This is a genomic window from Streptomyces sp. OR43 (genome assembly GCF_008042275.1).
GTDB lineage: Bacteria > Actinomycetota > Actinomycetes > Streptomycetales > Streptomycetaceae > Streptomyces.
Genome location: NZ_RDBK01000043.1, coordinates 2715135 through 2738881, shown reverse-complemented (window position 1 = coordinate 2738881; position 23747 = coordinate 2715135). Strand labels below are relative to the sequence as shown.

Here is a 23747-nt window from a genome sequence, read left to right as displayed (position 1 = left end):
TCGGCCCCGCGACCACGGACAACTCCCCAAGTGCCCGTACATGAAGGCTGGTTGCGGGTGGCGACCTTCGCCCACGTAAGGACTGACGTGCGGGACACTCCGCCTGGTTGCCGAAGGGCCTGTCCACAGGCCCTCCCGCCTCCACGCCGGATGGGAAATCGTGGCTCCACGCACGCGGCAGGCCGCAGCACAGGAGTTGGCCGCCCTCGCGCCGGGAGGCAGCCTCCTCACCGCCCGGGCGCGGACTCCGCCCTGTCCGCCCTGGCCGCCCGGCGGGTGCGCGGAGTGCGCCGTCGGCACCCTGCTCCCGTTCCTCGACCCCGACTCCGGATCCCTGCCGAGACGGTCGCCCGCCTCCTCCTCCGCGATGCCGGCCTCCACCCCGATGCCGGCCTCCACCCCGAAACACAGGCGGCAGCACCCGGCAGGGGGTCAACGCCTCGACCGGGTCATGGATTCGCCTCGTCGAACGGTTCGCCGTACCAGCGCCAGCCGGCGGTGCCGTCGCCGTGAATGCGTAGCCAGAACTCGGCGACCGGGGTGTCGTCGGGGAACGTCATGGTCAGCGCCGCGCGGATCCGCTCGAAGCAGTCCTCCAGCCGTTCCCAGTCCTCCGCGTCAGCAGCCTGTTCCTGCTCCATGAAGACGGGGCGGAACTCCGCGAAGCCCGGTAATTCTTCGATGTCGGCGTGCATCCATGGCATGTCTGCGCCGGTCACGTTCAGCCGGGCGAGCTCCTGATCACCATGGTGGAGGCGCCAGACAGCGCCGGGGTCGAGGTCCGTGTGCGTCATGGCTCCAGGGTGACGGTCACCACTGACAGCGGGCTGCCCGAGCGACGGGGTTGAAGCGGTCCACGTGCCGTGTCACCGGGCAGACAGGGCCGGCCGCGTTCACGCCCTCTCCGGGGCCCGTCATCCGCCCGCGGCGTCCTCGGCCTCCCAGCGCAGCAGGTCCCCCGGCTGGCATTCGAGCACCTCGCAGAGCGCGGCGAGGGTCGCGAAGCGGACCGCCTTGGCGCGGCCGTTCTTGAGTACCGCCAGGTTGGCCGGCGTGATTCCCACACGGTCCGCGAGCTCACCCACGGACATCTTGCGCCGTGCCAGCATCACGTCGATGTCGACCGTGATCGGCATCAGATCACCTCGTCCAACTCGGCCTGCATCTGCGACGCTTCGACGTCGCGCGCGAGGGCCTGGGCCAGCAGCATGCGCAGCACGTGCACGATGAGCGCGACCCCCAGGACGGCCACACCGACGCCGCCCATGATGACGGTGACACCCGGATCGTCCCGCTGGCCCGGCGCGTTGACGGCCGTGACCGTGAACCACACGAGGGCAGCCGCCACGATCGCGCCGATCATGACGTCCACGTACCGGAAGGCGGTGCGGGAGAACACGGTCCCGCGGCGCACCATCGTCACCAGCCGCCATACGCAGACCAGGGCGGCCTGAACCGCGACCATGCCCAGGATCGTACATACCCGCAACGTAGTCAGCGGGAGCGAACCGTCCTCCGGGTCATTGCCACTGACCAGCACCCACACCATCCCGGCCTGTACGAACACGGTGCCGGCCAGCACCACCACGAGCACGACGCGCAACGCAGCCACTGTCAGCTTGCCCATGACCCACCCTTCCATCGATTTACGATGGGAATCTATCGAAAGTCGATAGATCGAGCAAGAGCGGACGCTGCGGCCGGGCCGCCGGCCGGGCCAGTTTCCGGGTAGTGCCGTCAGCCGTTGTGCTCGCGGTCGTAGGCGGCCTGGGCGGCGGCGACCGCGCCGCCGTGGCGCTTGGCCCAGTCGGTGAGCTCCAGCAGCGACTTGTGGAGTTCTTGGGCCATTTCCGTCAGCGTGTACTCGACCTTGGGCGGAACGACCGGATGGACGGTGCGTACGAGCAAGCCGTCCCGCTCCAGCTTCCGCAGATTGAGCGTGAGCATGCGCCTGCTGATTCCTCTGATCGAACGTTCCAGCTCCGTGAACCGAACCGGGCCCCGCGCAGCGGCTACCAGGATGCCGATGCTCCACTTCCCGGAGACGTGATCGAGGACCTCCGAGACCGGGCACGCCTCGCTGGCCAGGACTGACACATCGATGTGCCTCTGGGACATGAAAGTGCCTTCTTCCGCCGGGGCCGACAGTTACCGATCGTGTACTCGGTATCAAATCGTGCACCACACCGGAAGGCGGCTCGATGCTCCAGGAACTCACCGACCGCGCTGCGATCGTGGATGTCGTCGTCGCGTACGCGACGGCGCTGGACTCCAGGGACTGGGCGACGCTGGGCGCGCTGTTCACGGGCGACGCCTGCTGGGAGTACAGCAATTCGGCAGAACGGCTCTGCGGACCTGATGCGATCGTCGCCAGGATCAGGACCAGCCTGGAGCGCCTCGACGCCACCCACCACCTGAACGGCAACCATGTCGCCGCGGTGCACGGCGACGAGGCAGAGCACACGTGCTACTACCAGGCCCAGCATGTCCGCCATGGCGTGCCGGACGGCGAGACGTTCCTCGGCGGGGGCCGCTACGACGACCGGCTGCGCCGCACCACGGACGGCTGGCGTTTCACCCACCGCAGGATCACCAACATCTGGAGCGAGGGAAACCCCGCCGTGGTCATGTCCTGACGTCGGTCCGTGAACGAGTGACGGGTTGTGGAAGACGGGGCATCGAGGAGTACGCGATCGCACCAAGCGCCCAAGGCATGGACATGGACGTGGACCTGACGTGGAACCCATGCCCCATGCCCAGCCGACCGGGCCCGGGCCGGGCCGGGCCGGCCCGCTGGGGGCAGGTCATGCCGTCAGGAGTCCTGAGCCATGACTGGTGCGGCCGAACCGGCGGCCGCCCTGGCGGCCAGCTCGATCTTCGCGCGGTGGGCTGCACGGGCTTCCTCGTCGATCTGCCTCTCGTGCTCGGCGCGCAACCCGGTCCTTCCGTCGAGCCCCTCGCGCAGGATGTCGGCGTGTCCGGCATGCCGGACGGTCTCGCTGAGGACATGGGTCATGACGGCGAAGAGGTTCGTGTTGGGACGGGGCTCGGACCACCACGGCACGTGGCCCGCTGCGTCCAGGGAAGTTCGCTGATCGTCGCGTCCGAGTGTTCCCACGTTCGCCGGTAGAAGCCGATGATCTGATCGCGGGTCTCGTCCCCGGCCGCCCACTGATCGCTGCCGTCGGAGTCCTGCCACCGGCACAGCGGTTCCGGGGAAGGGCGGTCGAAGACCTCGCCGAAGTACCTGGCCTCGATGGTGGCGACGTGCTTGACCAGGCCGAGGAGGTTGGTCCCGGTCGCTGTCAGAGGCCGGCGGACGTCGTATTCGGACAAGCCGTCGAGTTTCCAGAGCAGCGCCTCGCGGTCCCGCCGCAGTCTCCCGTGCAGGTTGTCCTTGGCGAATTCATCAATCATGCGGCATGAGCCTGCCATGGACCGTTCGTGGCCTCAAGATCCCGCCCGGCAACGCCATGCACCTCGTGGCGCCGGGCGCGTAAGGGCGGCGCCAGGCGGGGTCGGCGACGCGTGCGGGGCCTCTCTGCCGGGATGGCGGTCGGGGCCGCCGAGACAGCAAATCTCAACCGGGGGCCTGACCACGAGGAAGCAGAGACCTTCCCGATGGATACCCGCCGGGGTATTGCGCCTCCGGGTGCCCAATCAGGTTCCCCCGGCACCCTTCGCGACGTCACGCCGAAGTCTTCGCCGAGCACTAGTCCCGCCTCGTCGCCGCCTCAGCCGGGGGCGGGAGTGTGCCAGTCGATCAGCTCATCCAGCACGTCCCGGAGGATCCTTCGATGGGTCGTTTCCCCTCCTAGTTGTTGACATCCACCCGCAGTTCCTCCAGACGATCGAGTGGAGTGCCATCCCCCTTTTCGGCCTCCTCGAACACGACTTTGATCGGCGAGGAAGAAGTACCGGGCGAACCAAGCGCCAAGCTCGACATCTTCGAGGGAATCCCGGTGTCCCCTCCAAGAGTTGCTGAGCCGGTTGATTCGGACACACGGAACGATGCGGATCTGGCTGGCACCCCCAAAGTCGTCGCCCGCACGGCCAGTCCGAACACCTGCTGTGACGACAAGAGCCCGGCACCGCGATCTCTCGCGACGCCGGGCTCTGTCCTGCTGCGGTGCGGGTAACTCAGGAGGAGTCGCCACGCGGGAAGGAGACCTCCACGCGGCGGTTCTTCTTGCGGCCCTCTTCCGTAGCGTTGCTGGCGATCGGGTACTGCTCGCCGTAGCCGCGGATTTCGAAGGTGACACTCGAACCCGTGGACTTCACCAGCACCGACTGCACCGCGTCGGCGCGCTGCTTGGAAAGGACGTCACCGTGTGCAGAGGAGCCGAGGTTGTCGGTGAAGCCGAAGACGCGCACCTTGGTGGCGTTCTGCTTCTTGATCTCGGCACCGATTGCGGCGATACGGGAGTTGGCGGCAGAGCTCAGCTTGGCGCTGTCCTTGCCGAAGAGAACCTCGGCCTGGAGAGCGAACTTAATGTCCGAGTTGGTCTCCTCCCGCCTCTCATCACCCCCCTCGTCCTCGACGACCTGGATGATGTCGAGAACCCTGCCCGGGGCGAGGGTGCCGCCTTCGGGCATCTTGAGGTCGGGGTCGCTGCTGTCCAACTTGACGGGCGGCTCGGAGGACGCTTCGGTGCCCGGAGGAACGCTGGGACCGTCATCGGCTAGAGCGGAGGAGGCACCGAAAACCGTCGCGCCCGTCAAGAGCACTGCCACTGCAAGGACTCGTCCAGCCGCATGGCCTTGCCTGCGCTGTGTGCACACTGATTTCATGTCGGCCGTCACCCAGAGATCTTCAGCGAAGTCGTAGCAAAAGTGGGCAGTGAGAGGTCGACTTCGGTTGTCGTGTCGGGAGGTGCGGGGAACTGCATGAAGACAGGAAGCGACTTCCCGGGCGCAAGCGGTCGGATCCCGGTGGTGCAGAGGCACCTGCCGTCCGTGTCACGGAGGATGTAGTAGCGCTTCTTCCCCGCCTTGTCCACCAGAGTGGCGCCACCCACAGAGTTGAGGTTCTTCCTCACGATGACGCTCTCATTACCCGCCCACGCAGCAGGGTTGACCGACAGGTCGCCCTCGTTCTTGATCTCACCCTGAACTGTGACGAAGCCGCCGGAGTCACGCTTCACCTCATTGACGACGAGCAACACCCCGTTCTGTCCCTTGACTTCAGCAAGCTTGACGTTCGGGTCCACCTTGTCCCCGGCGGCCGTGTCATCACTCGGGCCCTTGCCTTCCTCGGAAGGCTTCGCGGAAGACGACGACCCGGCATCGCCCTCCTTCCCTCCGCCGTCGCCACCGCAACCGGTGACGACAAAGGCCAAGGCAGCCACCATCGAGGCAGCGGCCGCTACCCTTCGGGACTTCGTGGTGCGCCGAATGCTCATGGGTTCAGGTTCCTTTAGTCGTCGTTCGCTGTCAGTCGTCGATCAATTGCACGTCAAAGAGCAACTTGCCCAGGCCGGCCGCGAGATCGTGGTCCCCCAAGTCGAGCGGAACTTCCACTCCGTCGCAATCGAGGGTAAGGATGGGCAGATCGGGTGTCCCGCTCTTGTCGTCCCCGTCGTTCCCGCCATCCCCTTCGTCCTCGTCGTCGGCTGGATCCGGGAGGCCTTGGACCTTCGTGCTGCACCGGAACTTGATCACGGCAGTTGCCGTCGCCGTGGCATGTGTCTTCTCTGTGCCAGGAATGACCGATTCACCCACTGTGTAGTGGGTCTTGATCCGGGCTGTGACCTTGTCCTGCCAATAGCCTGTCCGCCAACCGAAGTCGATGAGATCCGAGCGGTTGTCAAAGGCCAGCTGAGTCGCCTTCCCACGGCCCGCCTGGAAGTACTCGTGCGTCGCCAGGAACTCATTCAGGCCGTTTGGCTCCCGAAGTACGGGAAGGAGCTGCACTCCCAAACCGTCACGGGCTTCCTGGGCGGCGGCAAGCGCGGCAGCGTCTGCGGCGCCCTGAGCGCCATTGCGCGTGGCAGAGGCCTGACCAACAGCAAAGAACGCGAACGCGAGGAAGAGCAGGCCCGCCACCATCACAATGTAGATGGGGAAGGCCTGCCCTGCGTCGCGGCGACTGTGCTCAGTCATTAGCCAGCGGTGATGGTGTCGACCAGGTCGCTGATGCGAGTCGAGATCGCACTGCCGATGCCCGAGGCCACCATGCCACCGATGATCGCGACGACCACCAGGATGATGCCGAGGTACTCGAAGGCCGTCTGGCCGCGGTCCGTGGCCGCGTAGCGCTTCTGGATCTTGGAGACGGCGGTGTTGGCCCAGCCGTTGACGCGGACGGCGGTCTTCAGGGTGATGTTCGACATGATGTTCCCCTCCAGATTCGGCCGACCGACTGCCGGCCGACTCGCAAGTTCCTCTGTTCTCGCTCCCGTTACCGGCTTCCTCCTGGCCGGTGCCGTTTGCGATACGAGAAACATACGGCGGAACACCGTGACCATCAGAGGGTCCCAGGGCCCATTCCCGGGCCCAATCCAGCAGTTGGGCCCTGGGCGCCCAGGACTGGGCCCCAAAGCCCGAACTCTCGTTGCCTCGCTCTATCCCCCGATAGGCCATGACTACCTGTCCCCCCGTGCAGCAGGTCCGGCAGGCGATGCCGTGCCGAGCCAGCGGGCGATCGCCTCGCTGCGGCTGCCGCTGTGAAGTTTGGTGAAGATGCGGTTGATGTGGTTCTTGACCGTCTTCTCGCTGATGAAGCAGGTGGCGGCGATCTGCTGATTACTCATGCCGGACGCGATCAGGTCCATGACCTCCACCTCCCGTGAACTCAGCCCGTACTGCTGCCTGGCAGGAGGCCCACCAGGCCCCCCAGTTACGGAAGACTGTGCCATACCAGGTTGCAGATGCGAAAGACCCTGCGCGGGTGCAGCCGGTCGCGCCCCAGGTGAGGCCTGCCGCGGGTTCGGCAGCGGCGTCTGCACATGTGCATACGCATCGCTTTGATGCGGCGACCCCGGCAGGCGACCGTCATAGCTGGGCTGCTGATACGGAACGCCCGAGGTCAGCGCCGTTCCCAGGCCCTCCGGCAGAACCGAGCCCTGCGGTCCGGGGCCCTGCCTCATGTGGGCCAGGAGGGCGTTGGCCGCCGTAGCGGTGAAGTGGGCCCGGCCGCTCTGCGTGTCGCGTACGGCCTGCACCAACTGGTCGGCGGTGAACTCACCGTGCACCAGGTACCCGCCCGCGCCCAGCCGCAGTGCCTCGTGGACGATCTGGCTCTCGCGGCTGTAGGTCAACATCATCACCGGCGCGATCTGCACCAGGTGCGGAAGCGCGGAGATGCCATCCACGCCGGGCATGCGGACGTCGAGCAGCACGACATCAGGGCGGTGCTGGACGGCCATGTCGTAAGCCTGGCGGCCGTCCGCGGCTTCGGCCACGACCTCGATGTCGTTCCGGCCGGAGAGCAGGGCGCCGAGCCCGGCCCGGACCACGGGGTTGTCGTCGGCAACAACGACTCTCATCGGTCCTGGCGCGGGAAGGCCGGGGGCAGGAGGGAAGGCGGGCATGGTTCCGGATGCCGCGGTCTGCTGAGGAACGGGAAACCCGGGGGAGCTGGATTCGGAAGTGACCGGTGTGCCATGCGAGGACGTGTGCTGGGAGGCGTGGGGCTGTGCGGCCCAGTTCTGGCCCGAGGCACGGGAGACGTCGTCCGACATTCTGCGACCTCCTCTCATCTATCTGTGGGGACGGGTGGGGAGCGGGTCAGTCGAGCGGTGTAGCGGATGGCGCTTGGGACAAGGCGGCCATGGGCAGCTCAAGGCGGACTTCCGTGCCGGTGACCGCCTTGCCCTTGCCGATGCGGATGCGGGCGCCGATGGACGCGGCGCGTTCGACCATGCCGACGAGTCCGAAGTGTCCGGCGCGTCTGAGGTCGTCGAGCGTGACGCCGGGGGGCAGGCCGCGCCCGTCGTCGTACACGCTGATCCTCAGCACGTCGCCCTTCACTCCGGCGAGTACGACAAGGTAGGTGGGGTGGGCGTGGCGGTTGGCGTTCTCCATCGCCTCGGAAGCGATGGTGAGCAGTTGCCGGGCGACCACCTGAGGCACGGGCGGCACCGGGATGTCGTTAAGCAGCCGGAAGGTCGCGGTGAGGCCGTGGCGTCGGGTGAAGTCGTCGGCGCGTGCTTGCAGTTCTGTCACGACGTCGATTCCGCCGTCGAGTCCCGACTCGCGCCGCAGGTCCGACAGCAACTCGCGCGACTCCGCCGCCGCGCGGCGGGCGGATCGGGCGACGAGCTCCGCCTGGTGTTTGACGGTCAGTGGGTCCATCCGGTCGGAGGAGGAGGCCAGGCCGTCAGCGGCCATGGCCAGACCGTGCAGGGTCTTGGCGACAGAATCGTGCATTTCCCGTGCCAGGCGCGTGCGTTCGCCCTCGATGGCTTCACTCACGGCCAGTCGCGCACGTGTCTCGGTAAGGGCCTGGCTCGCCGTGCCGAAGCGGAGCAGCAGATTGCGCAAGGTGACGCCGACGGCGCCGGCGATGACGCAGAATCCGGGAAGAAGCAGTGCGGTGGCCTCGCTGGCGTCCAGTTTCGCGTCGGTACCGTAGACGCCGAAGATGATCAACGTCTGAAGGGCGGCGAAGACCGCTGAGCCCCGCCATCCGTAGACGAGCCCGGCCAGCAGCGGCGTACAGACCGTGACGTACGCCAGGGTGGACTCGGGCGTGGCAGTGATGAGCAGCAGGGCGCCGAAGAAGGCGTCGACACCGAGCAGCCAAGGGTGGCGCAGGAAGAGCGGGCCGAAGCGCTCCCAGTCCCGGAAGAGGACGTAGGAGCCCATGAAGGTGACGAGGATCGCCGCGCCGATCAGCCACGTGGCCAGACCAGGTGCCGTGCGGTCGATCGCGAACGGCGTCGCTATGGCTGTCATGGCCAGACGGAATCCGAAGACCTGCCGGCACATGGCCTGGAGCGCGTTGAGCTGGATCGCAAAAGCCGGCTGCGCGCCCGGGTTCGCGAGCGCCTGGCGCACCTCACTCGTCAAACCCGGTTGGGAGTCGCTCAGTTGAAATGCCATGCGCCTGTCACCTCCTCATGCTCGCCATTTTCGTCACCTTCTTCTTGCGGGTCATCACTTGACGAACGAGAAGTCGACGTTCGCCCCGTAGACGAACCCGACCGTCAGCATCACCAGGGTTCCGGGAAGCAGGAACGAGGTCACCGCGAAGGTCGCCTTCGGGACGGCCTTGGCCGCCTTCCGCCGTGCGTTCTGTGCATCGGTACGCCGCATGTCGTTGGCGATCTGGATCAGCGTCTCGACGATCGGCGCACCCAGTTCCTCGCCCTGCTGGAGTGTGGTCACGAACATGGCGACCTGCTCCGAGTCATTGCGTTTCCGCAGCTCCTCGAAGGCCTGCCGCCTGCTGACACCCATGTCCATCTGGCGGAGGGTGATGCGGAGTTCGTCGGCCCAGGGGCCCTCGTACTTCTCGGCGACGCGCTCCAGCGCCTGACGGAACCCGAGACCCGCCGAGACGACGACCGCGAGGACGTCGAGGAAGTCGGGGAGTGTCCGTTCGATGTGTTCCTTGCGGACGCGGACGGCCGACCAGATGCCGACCTCCACCCAGAAGGCGCCGAACGCGAGGAGCAGGATGGCCACGAAGACCTGGCCGCGCATGAGCATCGACAGCGCGCCGAACCCGCCGAGGGCGCCATACACCGCACGCCGGGCGGCGTACCGGTCGATGGTGAGGCCGCCGGGGTTACCGGCCATGTCGATCTGGTGGCGCTTCTTGTTGACGGCCTTGGGGCCCATCATCCTGAGCACCGCGGGGGCCCACCGCATGCCCATCCGGTCGATGCCGGAGCCGACCGCGCTGGTGCGCGTGGAACCGACCTCCAGGGCGACGGCCAGGTCTCCGGGCAGCTTGGCGTCGGCTCGGTACATCCGGATGCCGGCGATCGCTCCGTACACGGCAAGACCTACAACGAGTGCGAGCAACAAGTCCATGTCCGCTCCTCCCCTCAGACGTCGATACGGGACAGGCGGCGGATCACGATGAATCCGATCGCGTACAGGACCAGCGAGACGATGACCGCGACCTGGCCGATGAACGCACCGGTCATACGGTCGAGAGCGCCCGGCATCACGGCGTTCATCAGGAGCATGGCGCCGATGCCGAAGCCCGGGACGGCGTAGGCCGTGACGGTGACCTGCGACAGCTGCGTCTTGACCTCACGACGGGTCTCCTTGCGCTCCTCCAGCGTCTCGGTGAGGTTGCGCAGGGAGCTGACGACCGTACCGCCGGCCCGGTTGGAGAGAACGAGGGTCGTGACCAGGACGACGAGTTCGCGGGACGGCAGCCGCTCGGTCAGCTCGCTCATGGCGTCTTCGAGCGATTCACCGACGCTGAGGCGGCGGGCGACCCGGGCGAGCTCCTCGCCGGCGGGGTCCTCCAGCTCGTCCGCCGCCATGGAGAGCGCGGTACGCAGCGCGAGTCCGGCCTGGGTGGCGTTGGCGAGGATGCGGGAGAGCTCGGGAAGCTGGTTGATGAAGCGCTCGGTGCGCTTGGTCCGCTGGTAGTTCAGGAAGGCGTTGGTGCCCCAGAGCCCGACGAGCGCGGCGACCGGGCCGAAGAAGGAGGCCAGGATCGACGAAGCGGCCATCCAGAGGCCCGCCATGGCGATCAGCGCGTAGACGAAGAACTCGCCCGGCGTGATCTCCAGGCCCGTTGCGGCCAGTTTCAGCTCGATCCTGCGGCCCAGCCCGGTCTTACGCAGCCTGCGGTCAACGCCCTGGAAGCGGCGGTGGCGTCCTACGGCCTGTATCTGACCGGTGTGCGAGAGGCGGTCGACGAGAGCGTCGCGGTCGGCCTTGCCGCCGGCGTACGCGTGCAGACCCATGACGCCGAGCACGCCGCAGACGAGCGTGACGCCGATCGTGAGGAGGGGGAGATTGGTCATGGCGCGGTACCTACTTGGCCTCTCGGGTGGCGAGCTGTTCGTCGGACGAGGCGACGCCGAAGGCCTGGGGAATGGGCTGGCTGGCCATGTAAAGGCGTTCGGCGATCTTGCGCGGGAGCGGAAGGTACTGGAACTGGCCGTAGATCCGCCCGTCGGCGGCCATCGGCTGGGGAATGAAGCGGGCGACGCTGACGATGCGGTAGTTGTCGCGGCCGTGCGAGTCGAGGATCGCGATCTCGGTGATCTTTCGGCCACCGTCCGCGTGCCGGGTGAGCTGGACGATCACGTCGACGGCGCTGTTGATCTGGTCGTGCAGGGCCTCGAAGGGGATCTTGATCTCGGACATGGAGGCCAGCGTCTGAAGACGCATCAGCGCGTCCTCGGCGTTGTTGGCGTGGACGGTGGCGAGGGAACCGTCGTGACCGGTGGACATCGCCTGGAGCATGTCGAGCGACTCGCCGCCACGTACCTCACCGACGACGATGCGGTCGGGACGCATACGCAGGGAGTTGCGGACCAGGTCACGGATGCTGATCTGGCCCTTGCCCTCGACGTTCGCCGGGCGGGACTCCAGTCGGATGACGTGGCTCTGCTGGAGCTGGAGCTCGGCGGAGTCCTCGATGGTGATGATGCGCTCGTTGTTGGGGATCAGCCCGGAGAGCGCGTTGAGCAGGGTCGTCTTGCCGGTGCCGGTGGCGCCGGAGACGATGATGTTGAGCTTCGCCTGGACGAGGCCGGACAGCAGGATCAGCATCTGCTCGTCGAGCGAGCCGAAGTTGATCATCTCCTGGAGGGTGAAGGCCCTCGGGAACCGTCGGATCGTGAGCGTGGCACCGGTCAGCGCGAGCGGCGGGATGATCACATTGACACGCTCGCCGCTGGGGAGGCGGGCGTCCACCATCGGGTTCGATTCGTCCACGCGCCGGTTGACGGTCGAGACGATGCGCTCGATGGTCTGCATCAGCTGTTCGTGCGAGCCGAAGCGCATCGGGAGCTGTTCGACCTTGCCGCTGCGCTCGACGAAGATCTGATCCGGCCCGTTCACCATGATTTCGGTGATGGACGCGTCTTCCAGCAGCGGTTCCAGGATGCCCAGGCCGAGGGCCTCGTCGACGACCCGGCGGATCAGCTGCGTCCGTTCGGCGGTCGAGAGGACCGGGCCTTCGCGGCTGATGATGTGGCCGAGTACGCGCTCCAGGCGGGCCCGCCGGTCGGCGGCGGCCAGCGAGGACATCTCCGCGAGGTCGATCTCCTCAAGCAGCTTGGCCCGGTAGGAGGCGACCAAGTGGCCGTCCTCCCGCCCCCCGGCTTGCTCCTCGGGGGCGGTGATGCGTGCCCGCAGGCTCATTTCGCTGACTCCTCGATCCGGCTGGCCGGTGTGGTGCGGTGTGGGTGGGGCGGCGGCTGCTCCGCGTCATTCCTTGGGCATGGTGGAGCTGCGGGTGGCGGTGCCGAAGTCGTTGACCCACGGGATGATCGAGGGGATCTTGACCTCGGCGGTGTACTTCACGGTGTCGGCTCCGGACGGGGCGGGATGGACCACCGCGTTGCCGTTCTTGGAGATCCAGTCGCTCATGGCCCGGTGACCTGCCACCACCGGCGGAATCTCCGGAAAGTCGTGGCTGGCCGTACGCGCCGCCGCCCGGGCGCCGGTACCCGCCTGGTTGACCGCGTACGCGGCGATGCCCAGCTGGATGGCGCAGAGGCCGACCAGCAACAGAAGCGGGACGAACCCCATGTACTCGAACGCGACCTGGCCGCGGTCGCGCGGTGGCTTGCGCTTGCTTGCGGTCATTGGTCAGCCCTCCTTGGCCGAGGCGGCGTCGCCGTGCACCTTCGGCCCCCAGTCGAGTACTCCGGGCACCAGGACGGGCACGGTGAGGTCGACCCTCACCTTGTACAGGCCGGGCTCGTACCCGATGGGGCAGCCAATGTGCGCCTTGCCCTGCCACGCGCTCGGCAGGTCCTTCCGCCCAGCCTGCTCACAGGCACCTTTCGGGTTGTGCTGCGACCCGTTCCCCGCCCGTGCCGCCACATCTGCCGCATTCCCGGCCAGGATGAACGTGTAGCCGAACAGCGCGCACTGCCAGAGCGCGATGAGCATCAGGATGATCAGTGGCGTGACCCCGACGAACTCGATCGCGGTCTGTCCGCGGTCGCGGTCACGCCTCCGCTCACGCCTCCTGCCTATCCGGGTTTCCGCCCTCTCGGTGGTCACCATGGATCAACCTGCCCCCTCAGTCGGATTTGCCACGGCCCGCGGAATCGCCCCGCCTGCGCGAGCGCCCGATCGAACCCCGGTCGTTCTTGTACTTGCCACTGCCTTCCGCCCCGGCGGGAACCTTCACCAGCCCGAGCTCGCCCGCCAGAGCCCAGAGCGCCTGCTTGACGACGCTCTTCGAGTCGAGTTCGTGCATGCGGCCGGCGTCGACCGCGCCCTGGAGTTCCTTGAAGTTGGCGGGAATCGCCGTTCCCGCGATCCGGGTCCCCGTGATCTTCTGGATCAGCGGGGGCTGGATCTCCGTGTTGCGGCTGTAGCGGTTGACGAGGGTCGTCGTCTCCTCCGCCTTGCGGATCTGGAGGCGGTCCCACATCCGTACGATGCGCTTCGCGCCGCGTACCGCGACCACATCCGGCGTCGTGACCAGCAGGGCGATGTCGGCCATCTCGATGGCCGCCGCGTTGGCGCCGTTCATCTGGCTGCCGCAGTCGATGACCACGATCTCGTACCGCGAACGCAGTGCGCTGACGATCTGCCGGGCGGACCGGTCGCTGACCTCCTCGCCCCGTTCGCCCTCGCCGGGTGCCAGCAGCAGGGCGAGCCCGCTGCCGTGGCTGAACACGGCGTCGGACAGCACGCGGGGCGAGATGTCGCTGATCGCGGCCAGGTCGACGATGGAGCGGCGGAACTGTACGTCCAGGAACGAGGCGATGTCGCCGGACTGCAGGTCCATGTCGACCAGGGCGACCGTGTGGCCGGAGGCCTGGGCCGCCAGGGCCAGTTGTACGGCGGTGACGGTGGCGCCGACGCCGCCCTTCGCACCGCTGACGGTGACGACCGTGCCGCCGGGGCCCGTGAAGACCTCGGCGCCCGCTCCCAGGTGGCGGCGGACTCCGACGGACCAGCCGGCGGCGGCCTGGACGCGCTGGGCCAGCTCCTCGTACGAGAGGGGCAGGCCGACCAGGCCGCGGGCGCCGGAGTCCATGGCTGCCGAGTAGAGCCCGGGGCTCGCGTCGGCGGTGACGAGCACGACCCCGACCGCCGGAAAGCGCAGGGCCACCTCCCGGATCAGCTCAAGGGCTGGAACCGGACCGATCCGCTCGTGCACCAGCACGACCTCGGGCAGCTCGTCCAGGGACTCGGCGGCGAGCCGGGCCAGGGTGTCGAGCAGCGCGGTGGAGTCACCCAGGGGCCCGGCCGGCTCCGCGTCGGGGAGCTGGCTGAGCAGTGTGGTGATGGATCGGGCGGCGTCGGCATCGCCGACAGCCGGGAGGATTCGTGTGCTCATCCGGTCCTCACTTGTTCTTGTCTTCGTCGAGGTTGTAGCTGCCCTCGCCCGGACGCAGGGTGGTCGGGCTGTCGTTCGGCAGAAGGGCCAGTCGGACGTGCTCGGCGAAGGACTCGGCGTAGGCGACGCGCTGCGCGTCGGTGGTGTCCAGGGCGAAGGTGATCGGCACGGCCTCGGTCGGGCCGCTGCGGTCCTCGTTCCCGGGCTCCAGGGAGGTCAGCTGGCCGACGTCGATGACCTTGGCGTTGGGGACGATGACGCGCGAGGTGGGCTGTTCCTTGTCGTTCTGGCCGCCGAAGGTCGCGTAGATGTTGACCAGGTTGCCCGGCCGGATCTTGCCGGCGACGCCGGTCGCGGCGTCGATCATGATGGCGATCTCCTGCTGCCCGCTCTCCAGCGCCGGGCGCTTGACGAGCATGTCCTCCTGGAGCAGCGAGCCCGCGCGGAGCTTGGTGACGGCGATCTTGCCGTCCAGCACCGAGAGGTCGGTGACGGCGTTCTTGGACAGCCAGCGCTTCGGCATCGAGACCTTCTCGAACTGCCCCGGGTCCAGCGGCCGGTAGGGAAGTATTTCCTTTTTGACCTGGTAGGCAGTCACCTCCGGCCCGACCTTCGAGTTCACATCACTGATCACCGAGAGCACACCGGCGAACGCACCGAAGGCACAGAGGATCGAGAGAAGAAGAAGGATGACGCCGCGGCGTTGCCGTGAGTTCATGAGCGGAGCAACCTCGTTGGGAGACGTGGGCCGATGAGCGGACTGAGGGGCTGAACGGGGTCGGGCCGACGCGGGTCACGCTGCGGCGTCCGCCCGTGCGGAAGCGGGCCGGTGCCGTGCGCGGATCGCCGTGCTGTGGGTGCAGCTGCGGCACACCGCCGTCGCGGTGGCTCACGACCCGTGGTGCATGGGTGTTCCCTGGTTCAGGACACCGGAACCGTGCGTTTGGTTCTCCGGTGGTTTCAACGGGGCTGAACAGAGACCGCAGCGGTCGCCGATGAGTTCATTTCCGCACCAGGTGCAGACCTCCCTGCGAACCGAAGAAACCAGCTGATAAATCAGTGAAATATCGGGCAGAAAGGCGGCGAATTCGATCATTTTCGGAGTACCCCACCAAGCAGGCGAATCCGCGGGCAAGGCGACTTCCTGCACGGCCTGCACCTGCCAGGCCGGAGCGATCGTGGACGCCACCCAGTCGGACTGCAACTGCCCCTTGGCAACGAGCAGGTGGGTGGAGAACTCGGGGCCGGTGAGGTCTCCCGAGCCGATCTTGATCAACTGGGGATTCGGATGGGCCAGCACACCGAACTGCGAGCCCGGCATCTCAGTGCCTGGTCGAGCGGCTGCTCGTCGGGCGCCCTCAGGACCACCGCCGTGGGCGTCTGCTGGTCGGTCGGAGGCAGCACGAGGTCAGCACTGGTCACTGCTATTGCTGTCGGCACGCTGTTCCCCGTTCGGCTCCGGCCGCCGCGTACCGCCGGCCGCAATCGCTCCTGCCAGGTGCTCCTTACCCGGGCGCTCCTGCCTCAGCACTTTATCCACGTCCGGGGAGGCAGAGAACACCTTTGGGGACCCAGTGAGGCAGGGCTCACGAAGTCCGGACAGGGCGTTCGCCTGACAAATCACCTCAAGTGACTGGTAGTTAAATTGCGTACCATTAAGCGGCTAAGTCATGGGTGCCCAGACAATTCATGATCCTTTCTCACTTCGGTGCAGGTCAGCGGCGCGGGAGCTCATTCCTGCGATCACCTTCGGCGCCCCGGACGGGCCCAGAGTGAACTCTGGGCCCGGATTAGGGCCCCCGGACCCACTCAGGCGCAGGGGATGTCGCCCTCTCGGGCGTGCGGTCCCACTCGCGGACGACTCAGGTCCGGTGCCCGGCGGCGATCAGGGTTCAGGGTTCGGAATTCCGATCATTGCCCTGCCACTCCCTCTCGCCCTCGCCCTGGCCCTCGCCCTCGCCCTCGCCCTCGCCAGGCAGAGATCACACAACACCCCGCCAAGGACACCGAAGGGACCCGGGCCGGCAAACGCAGCGGCCACCGACGGAAGGTCGGTGGCCGCTCGCCCCGGCACGCTCAGTGCGCCGGGCTACTTTCCGAAATCACCCAATTGAGGGAGCAGCCGTTCACGCGCCGCCTCCAACTGCTCGCCGTAGTCGACGGCGAAGATGGCCGGCAGCGACGTCTCAAGGGTTCCGCTGATGGTGAACAAAGCGGACCATACCGCCCGGTCGTCCACTTGAGCCGCGAATTCCCGCGTGTGCAGAACCCGGTCCATCCAGTCGGAGAGGACCAGCGCCTGGTCCTGCGACAACTCGATCCTCATGCAGCACCTTCCCGTTGCAGGTCACCCTTACAGCGATTCGCCGCCCTCACAGTTTCCCGTCCCGCAGCAAGTACAGGAGCTGGTCGCCGTCCGATCGCCAGCCACCGAGATACTTGCCCACGTCCGGACCGTTCCGGGCGAAGGAGGCATGCAGGCCGGTTTCGTCGACGAAGTGGGTGGCGGGCTTGCCCCGGTACGTTCCCTCGATCCTGCGGGTGCCCGGATTCGTCACCAGTCTTTCGATCGCCTTGATGAACTTCTCCCCGTTCGCCCGATTGTAGTTGCCGTGCACCCCGAAGTCCTCGGCGTGCTTGACACCCTGATTGTTGAGCGACATGTAATGGTGCGCGGCCCTGTCCTCATCCATCCAGAAGGTGCCGCACCCGGCCGAAGCGGGCGGTGGCAGGTCGAGGACCCGGAGCAGGCCGAAGCTCGCCCTGTCGACGGTCTTGCAGCCACGCTTGAGGTTGCGCAGCGCCTCGTACGACCGGGTCAGCAGTTTCAGCTTGGACTGGACGATGACGTCCGTCGTGAGCTCCGCACAGGCCCAGAGGTCCTTCTTCATGGCGCAGTTCTCGAGCTGAGTGAGCCCCGTGAGTGTGGCGCTGACCTCCCACAGTTGCTGCATGGCGTCGTTGAAGGCGGGGCCCACGGAGATGATCTGGCACAGAAGTTCGTTCTGCACGCACCACCGGACGGGGTTGTCGGTCATCTCGCAGGTGGGGTCCAGGACGCCGCAGCGGTACTGCTTGCGAGCCTGCGCCCCCGGATCGTTCTCCGCGGCTTCCTTCGCGTCAAGCAGCTCCTTGCGCCGGGCTTCCTCCTCCTCCTTGCGCTTCTGCACGGAGATGGTGAATGCCTGAGTCGCCGCTTCGAGAGCCGCCGCGGAGTCCTTGCCGGCCGCGATGGCCGAGGCGCGGGCCTGATCGGAGTCGAACCATGCCTGGGCGGCGGATGCCTGGGCGTTCTCGGCGGAGACGGTGGCGGTAGCGGCGGACGCGGCCGCGTTGTCCGCGTCACGGTCGGCCCTGTCCGCCGCAGTGCGGGCCGTCTTCGCGGACGCGGCCGCGGCGGCTGCCGATGCCTCGGCGTCCTTGGCGTGCTGCTCCGCCTGGGCGGCGTACTCCTCGGCGTCGTCGGCCGAGTCCTGGGCCTGCTTGCGGTACTTTTCCGCCTCCTCGGCGGCCTTGCGGGCGAGGGCTGCGACCTTCTGCGCAGTGGCCGCGTCCTTCTGCGCGAGCGCGGCGACCTTCGACGCCTCCGAGATCAGTTCCTGCACCAGCGCGAGGTGGGTCGCGGCGAGGAGGTCCTTGCGCTGGGCCATGTACTGGCCCGACTCGATGAACGTGTGCAGCATCTGCGTCGAGCCCTCCAGCGCGACCCGCGCCGCGGACCTCACCTCGGGACCACCACTGCTGACCAGCTGCGCGGCACGTACCCGCTCGTCCTGCCCGCGCGCAGTGTCCAGCGTGCTCGTCAGGAACGTGCGGTACGCGGCGACGGTCCCGGCCGACAGCGCGGCCCGTCCCGTCCGCTGGACCTCTGGCCCGCCCGCGGAGACGGCCTGGGCGACGGCGACCCGGAAGTCCTCCTCACCCGCCTCGTACTGACCGTGCGTCAAAAACGCCGTGACTTCGGCGGGCCCTCCGTCCAGGGCCACCTCCGCAGCGTCCCGTACCGCCTTGATGGCGCTGTCCTCGGCAAGCCGCTCCGCATGGGCGCGGTCGTCCTGCTCCGCGGCCAGCCGCCATCCGTTGCGCAGGTACTCGATGACCACCGCGTCCGTGCCGGTGAGCGCGGACTCGGCGGCGGCCCGACCCCAAGGGGTGCCCCTCGGCATCGTCAGCACGGCCAGTTCGCGACCTTCGGCGGCAATGGCCGCGAGGTCGGCCCCGGGCTGGGCGGCCGCGGTGGCCAGGCGCTGGGCCTCGGCGTCACGGTCCCTGCTCTCCTGGTCCGCACGGGTCTGCTCGGCCCGACGTGCCTCTTCCTCGGCCCTGGCGTCCTTGGCCCGCTCTATACCCGCGTTGGTGCGGCCCAGCAGTTCCTCCGCCTCGACCTCACGAGCCAGCGTGTACACACTTTCGGCCTTGGCTGCCATGGCGRACGCCACGTTCGCCGCCGCGGTTGCCGCGTTCGCGTGTGCGGTCGACTTCGTCGCCGCCGTGGCGGCCTCGCCCGCATGGTCCGCGGCGTCATCGGCGGCCTCCGCCGCGTTGTTCGCGTGCGTCGCCGCTGACCTGGCCGCGTCACGGGCCTCCCCGGCGGCCGTCGCCGCCTTGCGGGCCAGCGCCTCCGCGGCGGCCGCGGCGCGGTTCGCCTCCGCGGCATGCCGACGTGCGGCCGCGGCCGCGGCTCGCGCTTGCGCAGCCTGCGCGCTGCTCTGACCGGCGTACCCGCTCGCCTCCACCGCGGCGTCCGCGGCGAGGTTGGCGTTCGCGCCGGCACCTGTGGCCGAAGCCGCCGCGTCCCCGGCCGCCGTGGCTGCCAGCATCGCCTGATCGGCCGCGTCAGCCGCCAGGTTCGCGCCCTTGGCGGCACCACGCGCGTTCTCCGCCGCTTTACGCGCCGCCGCCGCGTTGCCGGCGTCCACAGCCGCGTCCGCCGCCGCCCCGCGCGCCTTCGCCGCTGCCTGTGCCGCACCGGCGGCGGCTGCCGCCGCCTGCGACGCCGCACTCGCCGCGATCCGCGCCGAATTGCTCGCTGCATTGGCCGCGTTGATGGCCTTCTGTGCAGCGGCCGCGGCCTGGGACGCGGCCTTGGACGCACGCCCGGCGGCCTGCGCGGCCTTCTCCGTGTCGCCCTTGGCCGCCTCCGCCTCCGCAGCAGCCAGCTGAGCCGCTTCCTTCGCCAGCTTGGCCGCCTCGACCGCCTGCGCCGACGCCTCCTTGGCCGCCGCCGTCTCACTGGCTGCCTGGCGCCCGGCCTCCTGCGCCTGCGCTGCCAACTGGGCTACCGTGGCATGCTCCTGATCCCGGGAGCGTGCCACGAACTGGCCCACTTCCAGGAACTCCGCGATGTCCTGCGCGGTCCCTCCCAGCGCCAGCCGCCCGGCCGCTTGCACGGCCGGCCCGCCCACGCTGATGACCTGCACCAGCTGGACCCGGTTGTCCTGCTCACGCTGGCTGTACTGACCGGCGTCCAGGAATTCCTTCACATCCTCGGCCGTGCCGTTCAGCGCGGCCCGCCCCGCCTCCTGGACACCGGGGCCACCCACGCTCATGACCTGCGCCACGAGCACCCGCTGGTCCTGCTCCAGCGGAGACTGCCAGCCGTACAGCAGGAAGTCGTCCAGATCCTCGGGCGTCCCGGCGAGCGCCGCGCGGGCGGCCGCCAGGAGCTCGGTACCGCCGACGCCGGCAAGCTGGGCCGTCACGACCCGGTTGTCCTGGAAGGCCAGGTCCGAGGAAGCGGCCAGGAACGCCTGCACATCGGCGTCGGTCCCCGTCAGCGCGGCCTCGGCTGCGGCCTTGACACCGGGCCCGCCCGACTTCCAGAGCTCCACGACCATGCCCCGGTCGGTCGGGACCACCAGCATGGTGCCCGGGACGATCTCGGGCGGAACGTCTTCGGCTGCCGCCGGTGCGGACCCGAGCAGGCCGACAACCAGAGCGAGCGGCAACAGGGTGGTGATCAGTGCGCGTATCGCGCGCACTGATCTCCTTGCGCCACCCGGCCCATGCAATCGTCGTTTCATTCTCACGCGTTCTGTCTCCACGTCAACTCGTATTCAACCGCTGCGAATCCTGGCGCGCGGATCATAACTGCCTCCTTTTTCAAGCTGGTTGCATTTACTCCACACAGACTTTTCTTGAGAAAAAATCGGATGGGCGGCTTTTGTTCTCCCAACAAACGCTGCTTCCCGTGACTGAATCAAGCCGAACTGGCGGGAAGCCTACGACGTATAGGGGATATGGCGGGCCAACCGGCCAATTTCAGACTGCCCTTGACGGGTTTGTGGGTGCCGCTTAATATCCAGCGACATCTTTTCCTGATCATCACATCTTGGCGGGGGGCCTCCGGATGCGCAGGCGCCATGCCCGGAAGGACTCTCTGTGGCTCATCGCGCCCGTAGAACACTGATTGCCACGGCCGTGGGGATAATCGTGGCGGGGGCCGCAATACCCCTGGCATCTGCCGCCGGTGAGCCCGTTCAACAAGCCACCGCGGAAACACCGCCGTCAGCCGTGGAGGACTTCTCGTACCCCGGCGCCGCGAAGATCCTCGCGACCAAGGGCATCGAACTGAAGAAGGGCGACGGGCATGTCCTGCTGGCCGATTGCGACCCGGCGGCCGAGCAGATCAGAGTCCTGACCGTCAAGGACGACACGGTGGGCCGCGCCGGCACCTACTGTTTCCGGGCCACGGCCGCGACGGGCTTCATCACGCTCTCGCTTCCACGGGTGTTCGCTCTGGAAGCTGCGGATCACCCCATAAGCGCCGACCTCACCGCCAATGGCCAGACGGCCACGATCGACCTGCCCGAAGGCGGCTTCGAGTCCGTCGGTGAGGGCACCGTCGGCGGCGCCCAGTCCGTGCTCGTCGAGATCCGCGTCACCGGCTGACCCCGAACGCACCTAGCGATCCCGGGAACGCCGCGCTCCCGACTGCCCGCTTGCCGCACCGGCGCGCACATCTGTCCTGCGCGGCCCCTCGCCTTCTGAATCAGTCAAGGAAAATCGTGCCCAAAAGAAATCCGCGTACCTCGTGGACGATCGGCCTGCTCGCGACCTCTGTGGCCGCCTGCCTGCTCTCCTCCGCCCCCGCGGTCGCGATCAGTGGCGACACGGTCAAGACGGGTGACTACGCCTTCACCGTCAAGCTCGACATCGCGAACGGCGAGCGCAGCTGCTCGGGAGCGCTGGTGGACCCGGTGTGGGTCCTGACGGCCGCCAGCTGTTTCGCCGACGGGACCGGCCAGATTCCCTCCGGATACGTGCCGGACGGAGTAACGGTCACTGCGGGTGGGCCGCCGACCCTGCCCACCACGGTCACGGCCGACAAACTCGTTCCCCACCCGGACCGTGACCTGGTCATGGTCCGCCTGGACTCGGTGTTTCCCTTCGACATCGACCCCGCGTTTCAGGTCGCCCCGATCGCGGTCGCCTCCACCCCTGTGACGGCTGGTGAGGACATCCGGGTCACCGGCTACGGACGTACGAAAACGCAATGGGTGACGGACGCCGCTCACACCGCCACGCCGACCGTCACAGCCGTCGACGAGACCACCCTCTCCTTGAGCGGCACGGCACCGGAGACCGCGGGCATCTGCAAGGGCGACGCCGGTGGCCCCACCTTCCGCATGAAGGCGGACGGCACACCGGAGCTGGTGGGCATTCACTCCCGGTCCTGGGGGGCCGGCTGCTACAACTCCGACGAAACCCGTGACGGTGCCGTAGACACCCGCGTCGACAACGTCGACTCCTGGATAAGGCAGACCCGCCTGACCAACGTGAGCCACTTGACCACCAAGGCCGTCACCTCCGCCGACTTCAACGGTGACGGCCGCACCGATGTCGCCGTAGTGCTGACCAACGGCACCCTGCACGCGTTCTACACCGGACCCGGCGGGACTCTCGAATACGGCCGGCCCCTGTGGAAGGACGGGACCTGGAACACCTTCTCCAGGATCATCGGGGGAGACTTCAACGGTGACGGCCGTGGCGATGTGGCCGCGATGTCGAGCGACGGTCAGTTCTATCTCTACCCCGGCTCCGCGAATGGCTACCTCGGTACCCGAATCCCGATGTGGAAGGACACCAGCTGGAAGACCGTGCGGCACATCGCCCGCTACAAGGCCGACGCCTCCGGGCGCGACGGTCTGATCTCCGTCTGGGAAGACGGCTCGCTGTACGCCTACACCACCGGTCCCAGCGGCGCTCTCACCGGTACAAAGCGAAACATGTGGCACGACAGCACGTGGGGTGGCAAGACACACTTCGCCACCGCGGACTTCAACGCCGACGGCCGGGACGACATCGCGGCGGTCAATGCCACCGGAAGGCTCGACCTGTACGTCGGCAACGCGAGCGGTTCCTTCGCTGCGGCCCGGCAGATGTGGCACGACAACAGCTGGAGTGGCATGGAAGCCATAGCCGGTGGCGACTTCAACGGTGACGGCAAGGGCGACCTGGCCGCCTACTGGTACCTGACGGGTCCGGTCATGTTCCCCAAGAACAACTTCAGCCTGTATCGGGGAGACGGCACCGGCGCCCTCGCCCTCGGCACCACTCTGTGGCCCGCGGGGTCCTGAGCCCTCGACCCCACAGATGATCCGCGTACCGCCCGGACCGGCGACAGTCGGTCCGGGCGGTACGGCCGCCTCGGGCACCGTCCGTCCGGGCGGAACGGTCGCCGTCCGGGCCGTACGGTGACGTCGGACCAGACAAGAGCGGTCCTGGGTGACTCGGCGACTGTGCGCTCACGCCGGCGATCAGGCGAACGCGCCATCCAGGACCTTCCCGCTATCAAGCCGGCGCGCTATCCACTGACTCGCATCGCCCGGCGAGGCGGCCGAACGCCTCGGTCCTGAGCCGCCTGCGCGGGCGTCGGCGGATCGCTCCGGCCGTTTCGGTTCGCGATCCGCTGACCGTATCGCCGTCGACCGCACTCGCTCACGTGCCTGCCCCCTCATCCGCATCGGGCAACGTTCCGGCCCTCGGATGCGCGTCGACCGCCGCATCCGGGCGCGGCACCGCCCACACAGGCCCCCACGCCCGGATCGCGCGCCCGCGCCGGTGGATCGACCCTTCGCGTGAGCGAACGAACCGCGATACGCAGCTCCCCTCACCCCTCGCCCAACCGGGCTTCACAGCAGTCTTCGGGACGGTCTTCGGGGCGTTCTCCCCAGCACTCTTCGCCACCGGCCCCTGCCAGAGGTCTTGACAACTCGATTGGTCTGGACCAGTTTTGTCGCCCAGCGGTGGCCACCGTTCCTCGATTCCACACCCCAGCACTCCCCGTGCCGCACCCCCGGCA

General features: G+C 67.9%; 22 protein-coding genes and 2 pseudogenes. 3 read left to right on the top strand and 21 right to left on the bottom strand.

What is annotated here, in order from left to right:
* Nucleotides 1-449 precede the first annotated feature (449 nt).
* The 4 genes from EAO72_RS31355 to EAO72_RS31340 all read right to left on the bottom strand — a co-directional run bounded on the left by EAO72_RS31355 (nt 450) and on the right by EAO72_RS31340 (nt 2118).
* A complete protein-coding gene (locus EAO72_RS31355) occupies nt 450-794 on the bottom strand; it encodes a hypothetical protein (protein ID WP_148020456.1) in 345 nt (114 codons plus the stop codon).
* Nucleotides 795-914: 120 nt separating this feature from the next.
* A complete protein-coding gene (locus EAO72_RS31350) occupies nt 915-1136 on the bottom strand; it encodes a helix-turn-helix domain-containing protein (RefSeq protein WP_148020455.1) in 222 nt (73 codons plus the stop codon).
* Nucleotides 1136-1627 (bottom strand): DUF2975 domain-containing protein, encoded by a 492-nt coding sequence (locus EAO72_RS31345; protein WP_148020454.1) that lies wholly within the window; start codon nt 1625-1627, stop codon nt 1136-1138. Before EAO72_RS31345 ends, EAO72_RS31350 begins: the two co-directional genes overlap by 1 nt.
* A 110-nt stretch (nt 1628-1737) precedes the next feature.
* The gene (locus tag EAO72_RS31340; protein ID WP_148020453.1) at nt 1738-2118 is read right to left on the bottom strand and encodes a winged helix-turn-helix transcriptional regulator; all 381 of its coding nucleotides are present in this window, start codon (nt 2116-2118) and stop codon (nt 1738-1740) included.
* 83 nt (nt 2119-2201) lie between these two features.
* Here EAO72_RS31340 and EAO72_RS31335 point away from each other — a divergent pair, with 83 nt between their 5' ends.
* Nucleotides 2202-2636 carry a nuclear transport factor 2 family protein gene (locus tag EAO72_RS31335; protein ID WP_148020452.1) on the top strand — a complete coding sequence of 145 codons (435 nt, stop codon included), beginning with the start codon at nt 2202-2204 and terminating at the stop codon, nt 2634-2636.
* A 176-nt stretch (nt 2637-2812) separates the two neighbouring features.
* Here the strand turns inward: EAO72_RS31335 and EAO72_RS31330 are convergent.
* From EAO72_RS31330 to EAO72_RS31250, 17 genes and pseudogenes are all read right to left on the bottom strand, one after another.
* Nucleotides 2813-3417: pseudogene (locus tag EAO72_RS31330) on the bottom strand (DinB family protein).
* Nucleotides 3418-4140: 723 nt separating this feature from the next.
* Nucleotides 4141-4791, bottom strand: a complete 651-nt coding sequence (locus EAO72_RS31325; protein ID WP_148022149.1) for an OmpA family protein — start codon at nt 4789-4791, stop codon at nt 4141-4143.
* A gap of 8 nt (nt 4792-4799) precedes the next feature.
* A complete protein-coding gene (locus tag EAO72_RS31320; RefSeq protein ID WP_148020451.1) occupies nt 4800-5402 on the bottom strand; it encodes a hypothetical protein in 603 nt (200 codons plus the stop codon).
* Nucleotides 5403-5433: 31 nt separating this feature from the next.
* Nucleotides 5434-6102 carry a pilus assembly protein TadG-related protein gene (locus tag EAO72_RS31315; protein ID WP_148020450.1) on the bottom strand — a complete coding sequence of 223 codons (669 nt, stop codon included), beginning with the start codon at nt 6100-6102 and terminating at the stop codon, nt 5434-5436.
* Complete coding sequence (locus EAO72_RS31310; RefSeq protein ID WP_148020449.1) at nt 6102-6332, bottom strand: hypothetical protein; 231 nt, start codon at nt 6330-6332, stop codon at nt 6102-6104. The genes EAO72_RS31315 and EAO72_RS31310 overlap by 1 nt, the downstream gene beginning before the upstream one ends.
* A 252-nt stretch (nt 6333-6584) precedes the next feature.
* Entirely contained in the window at nt 6585-7682 is a 1098-nt protein-coding gene (locus EAO72_RS31305; RefSeq protein ID WP_148020448.1) for a response regulator transcription factor, read from the bottom strand.
* A 46-nt stretch (nt 7683-7728) separates the two neighbouring features.
* Entirely contained in the window at nt 7729-9045 is a 1317-nt protein-coding gene (locus EAO72_RS31300; RefSeq protein ID WP_148020447.1) for a sensor histidine kinase, read from the bottom strand.
* Between the two features lie 54 nt (nt 9046-9099).
* Nucleotides 9100-9981, bottom strand: a complete 882-nt coding sequence (locus EAO72_RS31295; RefSeq protein WP_148020446.1) for a DUF5936 domain-containing protein — start codon at nt 9979-9981, stop codon at nt 9100-9102.
* Nucleotides 9982-9995: 14 nt separating this feature from the next.
* A complete protein-coding gene (locus EAO72_RS31290) occupies nt 9996-10934 on the bottom strand; it encodes a type II secretion system F family protein (RefSeq protein ID WP_148020445.1) in 939 nt (312 codons plus the stop codon).
* A gap of 10 nt (nt 10935-10944) precedes the next feature.
* Nucleotides 10945-12282: a CpaF family protein gene (locus EAO72_RS31285; protein WP_148020444.1), complete on the bottom strand. Its 1338-nt coding sequence runs from the start codon at nt 12280-12282 to the stop codon at nt 10945-10947.
* 66 nt (nt 12283-12348) lie between these two features.
* On the bottom strand, nt 12349-12729 hold the full coding sequence (locus tag EAO72_RS31280; RefSeq protein ID WP_148020443.1) for a TadE/TadG family type IV pilus assembly protein: 381 nt from the start codon (nt 12727-12729) through the stop codon (nt 12349-12351).
* Between the two features lie 3 nt (nt 12730-12732).
* Complete coding sequence (locus EAO72_RS31275) at nt 12733-13155, bottom strand: TadE family protein (RefSeq protein ID WP_148020442.1); 423 nt, start codon at nt 13153-13155, stop codon at nt 12733-12735.
* 16 nt (nt 13156-13171) lie between these two features.
* On the bottom strand, nt 13172-14443 hold the full coding sequence (locus EAO72_RS31270) for an AAA family ATPase (RefSeq protein WP_148020441.1): 1272 nt from the start codon (nt 14441-14443) through the stop codon (nt 13172-13174).
* 7 nt (nt 14444-14450) lie between these two features.
* Nucleotides 14451-15161 (bottom strand): Flp pilus assembly protein CpaB, encoded by a 711-nt coding sequence (gene cpaB, locus EAO72_RS31265; RefSeq protein ID WP_148020440.1) that lies wholly within the window; start codon nt 15159-15161, stop codon nt 14451-14453.
* A gap of 171 nt (nt 15162-15332) precedes the next feature.
* Nucleotides 15333-15764: pseudogene (locus EAO72_RS31260) on the bottom strand (hypothetical protein); the annotation flags it as partial.
* 768 nt (nt 15765-16532) lie between these two features.
* The gene (locus EAO72_RS31255; RefSeq protein WP_148020439.1) at nt 16533-16769 is read right to left on the bottom strand and encodes a hypothetical protein; all 237 of its coding nucleotides are present in this window, start codon (nt 16767-16769) and stop codon (nt 16533-16535) included.
* A 46-nt stretch (nt 16770-16815) separates the two neighbouring features.
* Nucleotides 16816-20424, bottom strand: a complete 3609-nt coding sequence (locus EAO72_RS31250) for a colicin D domain-containing protein (protein WP_148020438.1) — start codon at nt 20422-20424, stop codon at nt 16816-16818.
* A 400-nt stretch (nt 20425-20824) separates the two neighbouring features.
* Between EAO72_RS31250 and EAO72_RS43445 the strand changes: the two genes are divergently transcribed.
* Both EAO72_RS43445 and EAO72_RS31240 read left to right on the top strand, forming a co-directional pair.
* Nucleotides 20825-21334, top strand: coding sequence for a hypothetical protein (locus EAO72_RS43445; RefSeq protein ID WP_261991684.1), 510 nt, complete (start codon nt 20825-20827; stop codon nt 21332-21334).
* Nucleotides 21335-21450: 116 nt separating this feature from the next.
* A complete protein-coding gene (locus EAO72_RS31240; RefSeq protein ID WP_148020437.1) occupies nt 21451-23022 on the top strand; it encodes a trypsin-like serine protease in 1572 nt (523 codons plus the stop codon).
* Nucleotides 23023-23747: the final 725 nt, after the last annotated feature.

Bases quoted from the DNA above. Each gene is read 5' to 3' on its own strand.
- EAO72_RS31355 (WP_148020456.1), bottom strand. From the start codon at position 794: ATGACGCACACGGACCTCGACCCCGGCGCTGTCTGGCGCCTCCACCAT.
- EAO72_RS31350 (WP_148020455.1), bottom strand. From the start codon at position 1,136: ATGCCGATCACGGTCGACATCGACGTGATGCTGGCACGGCGCAAGATG.
- EAO72_RS31345 (WP_148020454.1), bottom strand. From the start codon at position 1,627: ATGGGCAAGCTGACAGTGGCTGCGTTGCGCGTCGTGCTCGTGGTGGTG.
- EAO72_RS31340 (WP_148020453.1), bottom strand. From the start codon at position 2,118: ATGTCCCAGAGGCACATCGATGTGTCAGTCCTGGCCAGCGAGGCGTGC.
- EAO72_RS31335 (WP_148020452.1), top strand. From the start codon at position 2,202: ATGCTCCAGGAACTCACCGACCGCGCTGCGATCGTGGATGTCGTCGTC.
- EAO72_RS31325 (WP_148022149.1), bottom strand. From the start codon at position 4,791: ATGAAATCAGTGTGCACACAGCGCAGGCAAGGCCATGCGGCTGGACGA.
- EAO72_RS31320 (WP_148020451.1), bottom strand. From the start codon at position 5,402: ATGAGCATTCGGCGCACCACGAAGTCCCGAAGGGTAGCGGCCGCTGCC.
- EAO72_RS31315 (WP_148020450.1), bottom strand. From the start codon at position 6,102: ATGACTGAGCACAGTCGCCGCGACGCAGGGCAGGCCTTCCCCATCTAC.
- EAO72_RS31310 (WP_148020449.1), bottom strand. From the start codon at position 6,332: ATGTCGAACATCACCCTGAAGACCGCCGTCCGCGTCAACGGCTGGGCC.
- EAO72_RS31305 (WP_148020448.1), bottom strand. From the start codon at position 7,682: ATGTCGGACGACGTCTCCCGTGCCTCGGGCCAGAACTGGGCCGCACAG.
- EAO72_RS31300 (WP_148020447.1), bottom strand. From the start codon at position 9,045: ATGGCATTTCAACTGAGCGACTCCCAACCGGGTTTGACGAGTGAGGTG.
- EAO72_RS31295 (WP_148020446.1), bottom strand. From the start codon at position 9,981: ATGGACTTGTTGCTCGCACTCGTTGTAGGTCTTGCCGTGTACGGAGCG.
- EAO72_RS31290 (WP_148020445.1), bottom strand. From the start codon at position 10,934: ATGACCAATCTCCCCCTCCTCACGATCGGCGTCACGCTCGTCTGCGGC.
- EAO72_RS31285 (WP_148020444.1), bottom strand. From the start codon at position 12,282: ATGAGCCTGCGGGCACGCATCACCGCCCCCGAGGAGCAAGCCGGGGGG.
- EAO72_RS31280 (WP_148020443.1), bottom strand. From the start codon at position 12,729: ATGACCGCAAGCAAGCGCAAGCCACCGCGCGACCGCGGCCAGGTCGCG.
- EAO72_RS31275 (WP_148020442.1), bottom strand. From the start codon at position 13,155: ATGGTGACCACCGAGAGGGCGGAAACCCGGATAGGCAGGAGGCGTGAG.
- EAO72_RS31270 (WP_148020441.1), bottom strand. From the start codon at position 14,443: ATGAGCACACGAATCCTCCCGGCTGTCGGCGATGCCGACGCCGCCCGA.
- cpaB (WP_148020440.1), bottom strand. From the start codon at position 15,161: ATGAACTCACGGCAACGCCGCGGCGTCATCCTTCTTCTTCTCTCGATC.
- EAO72_RS31255 (WP_148020439.1), bottom strand. From the start codon at position 16,769: ATGAGGATCGAGTTGTCGCAGGACCAGGCGCTGGTCCTCTCCGACTGG.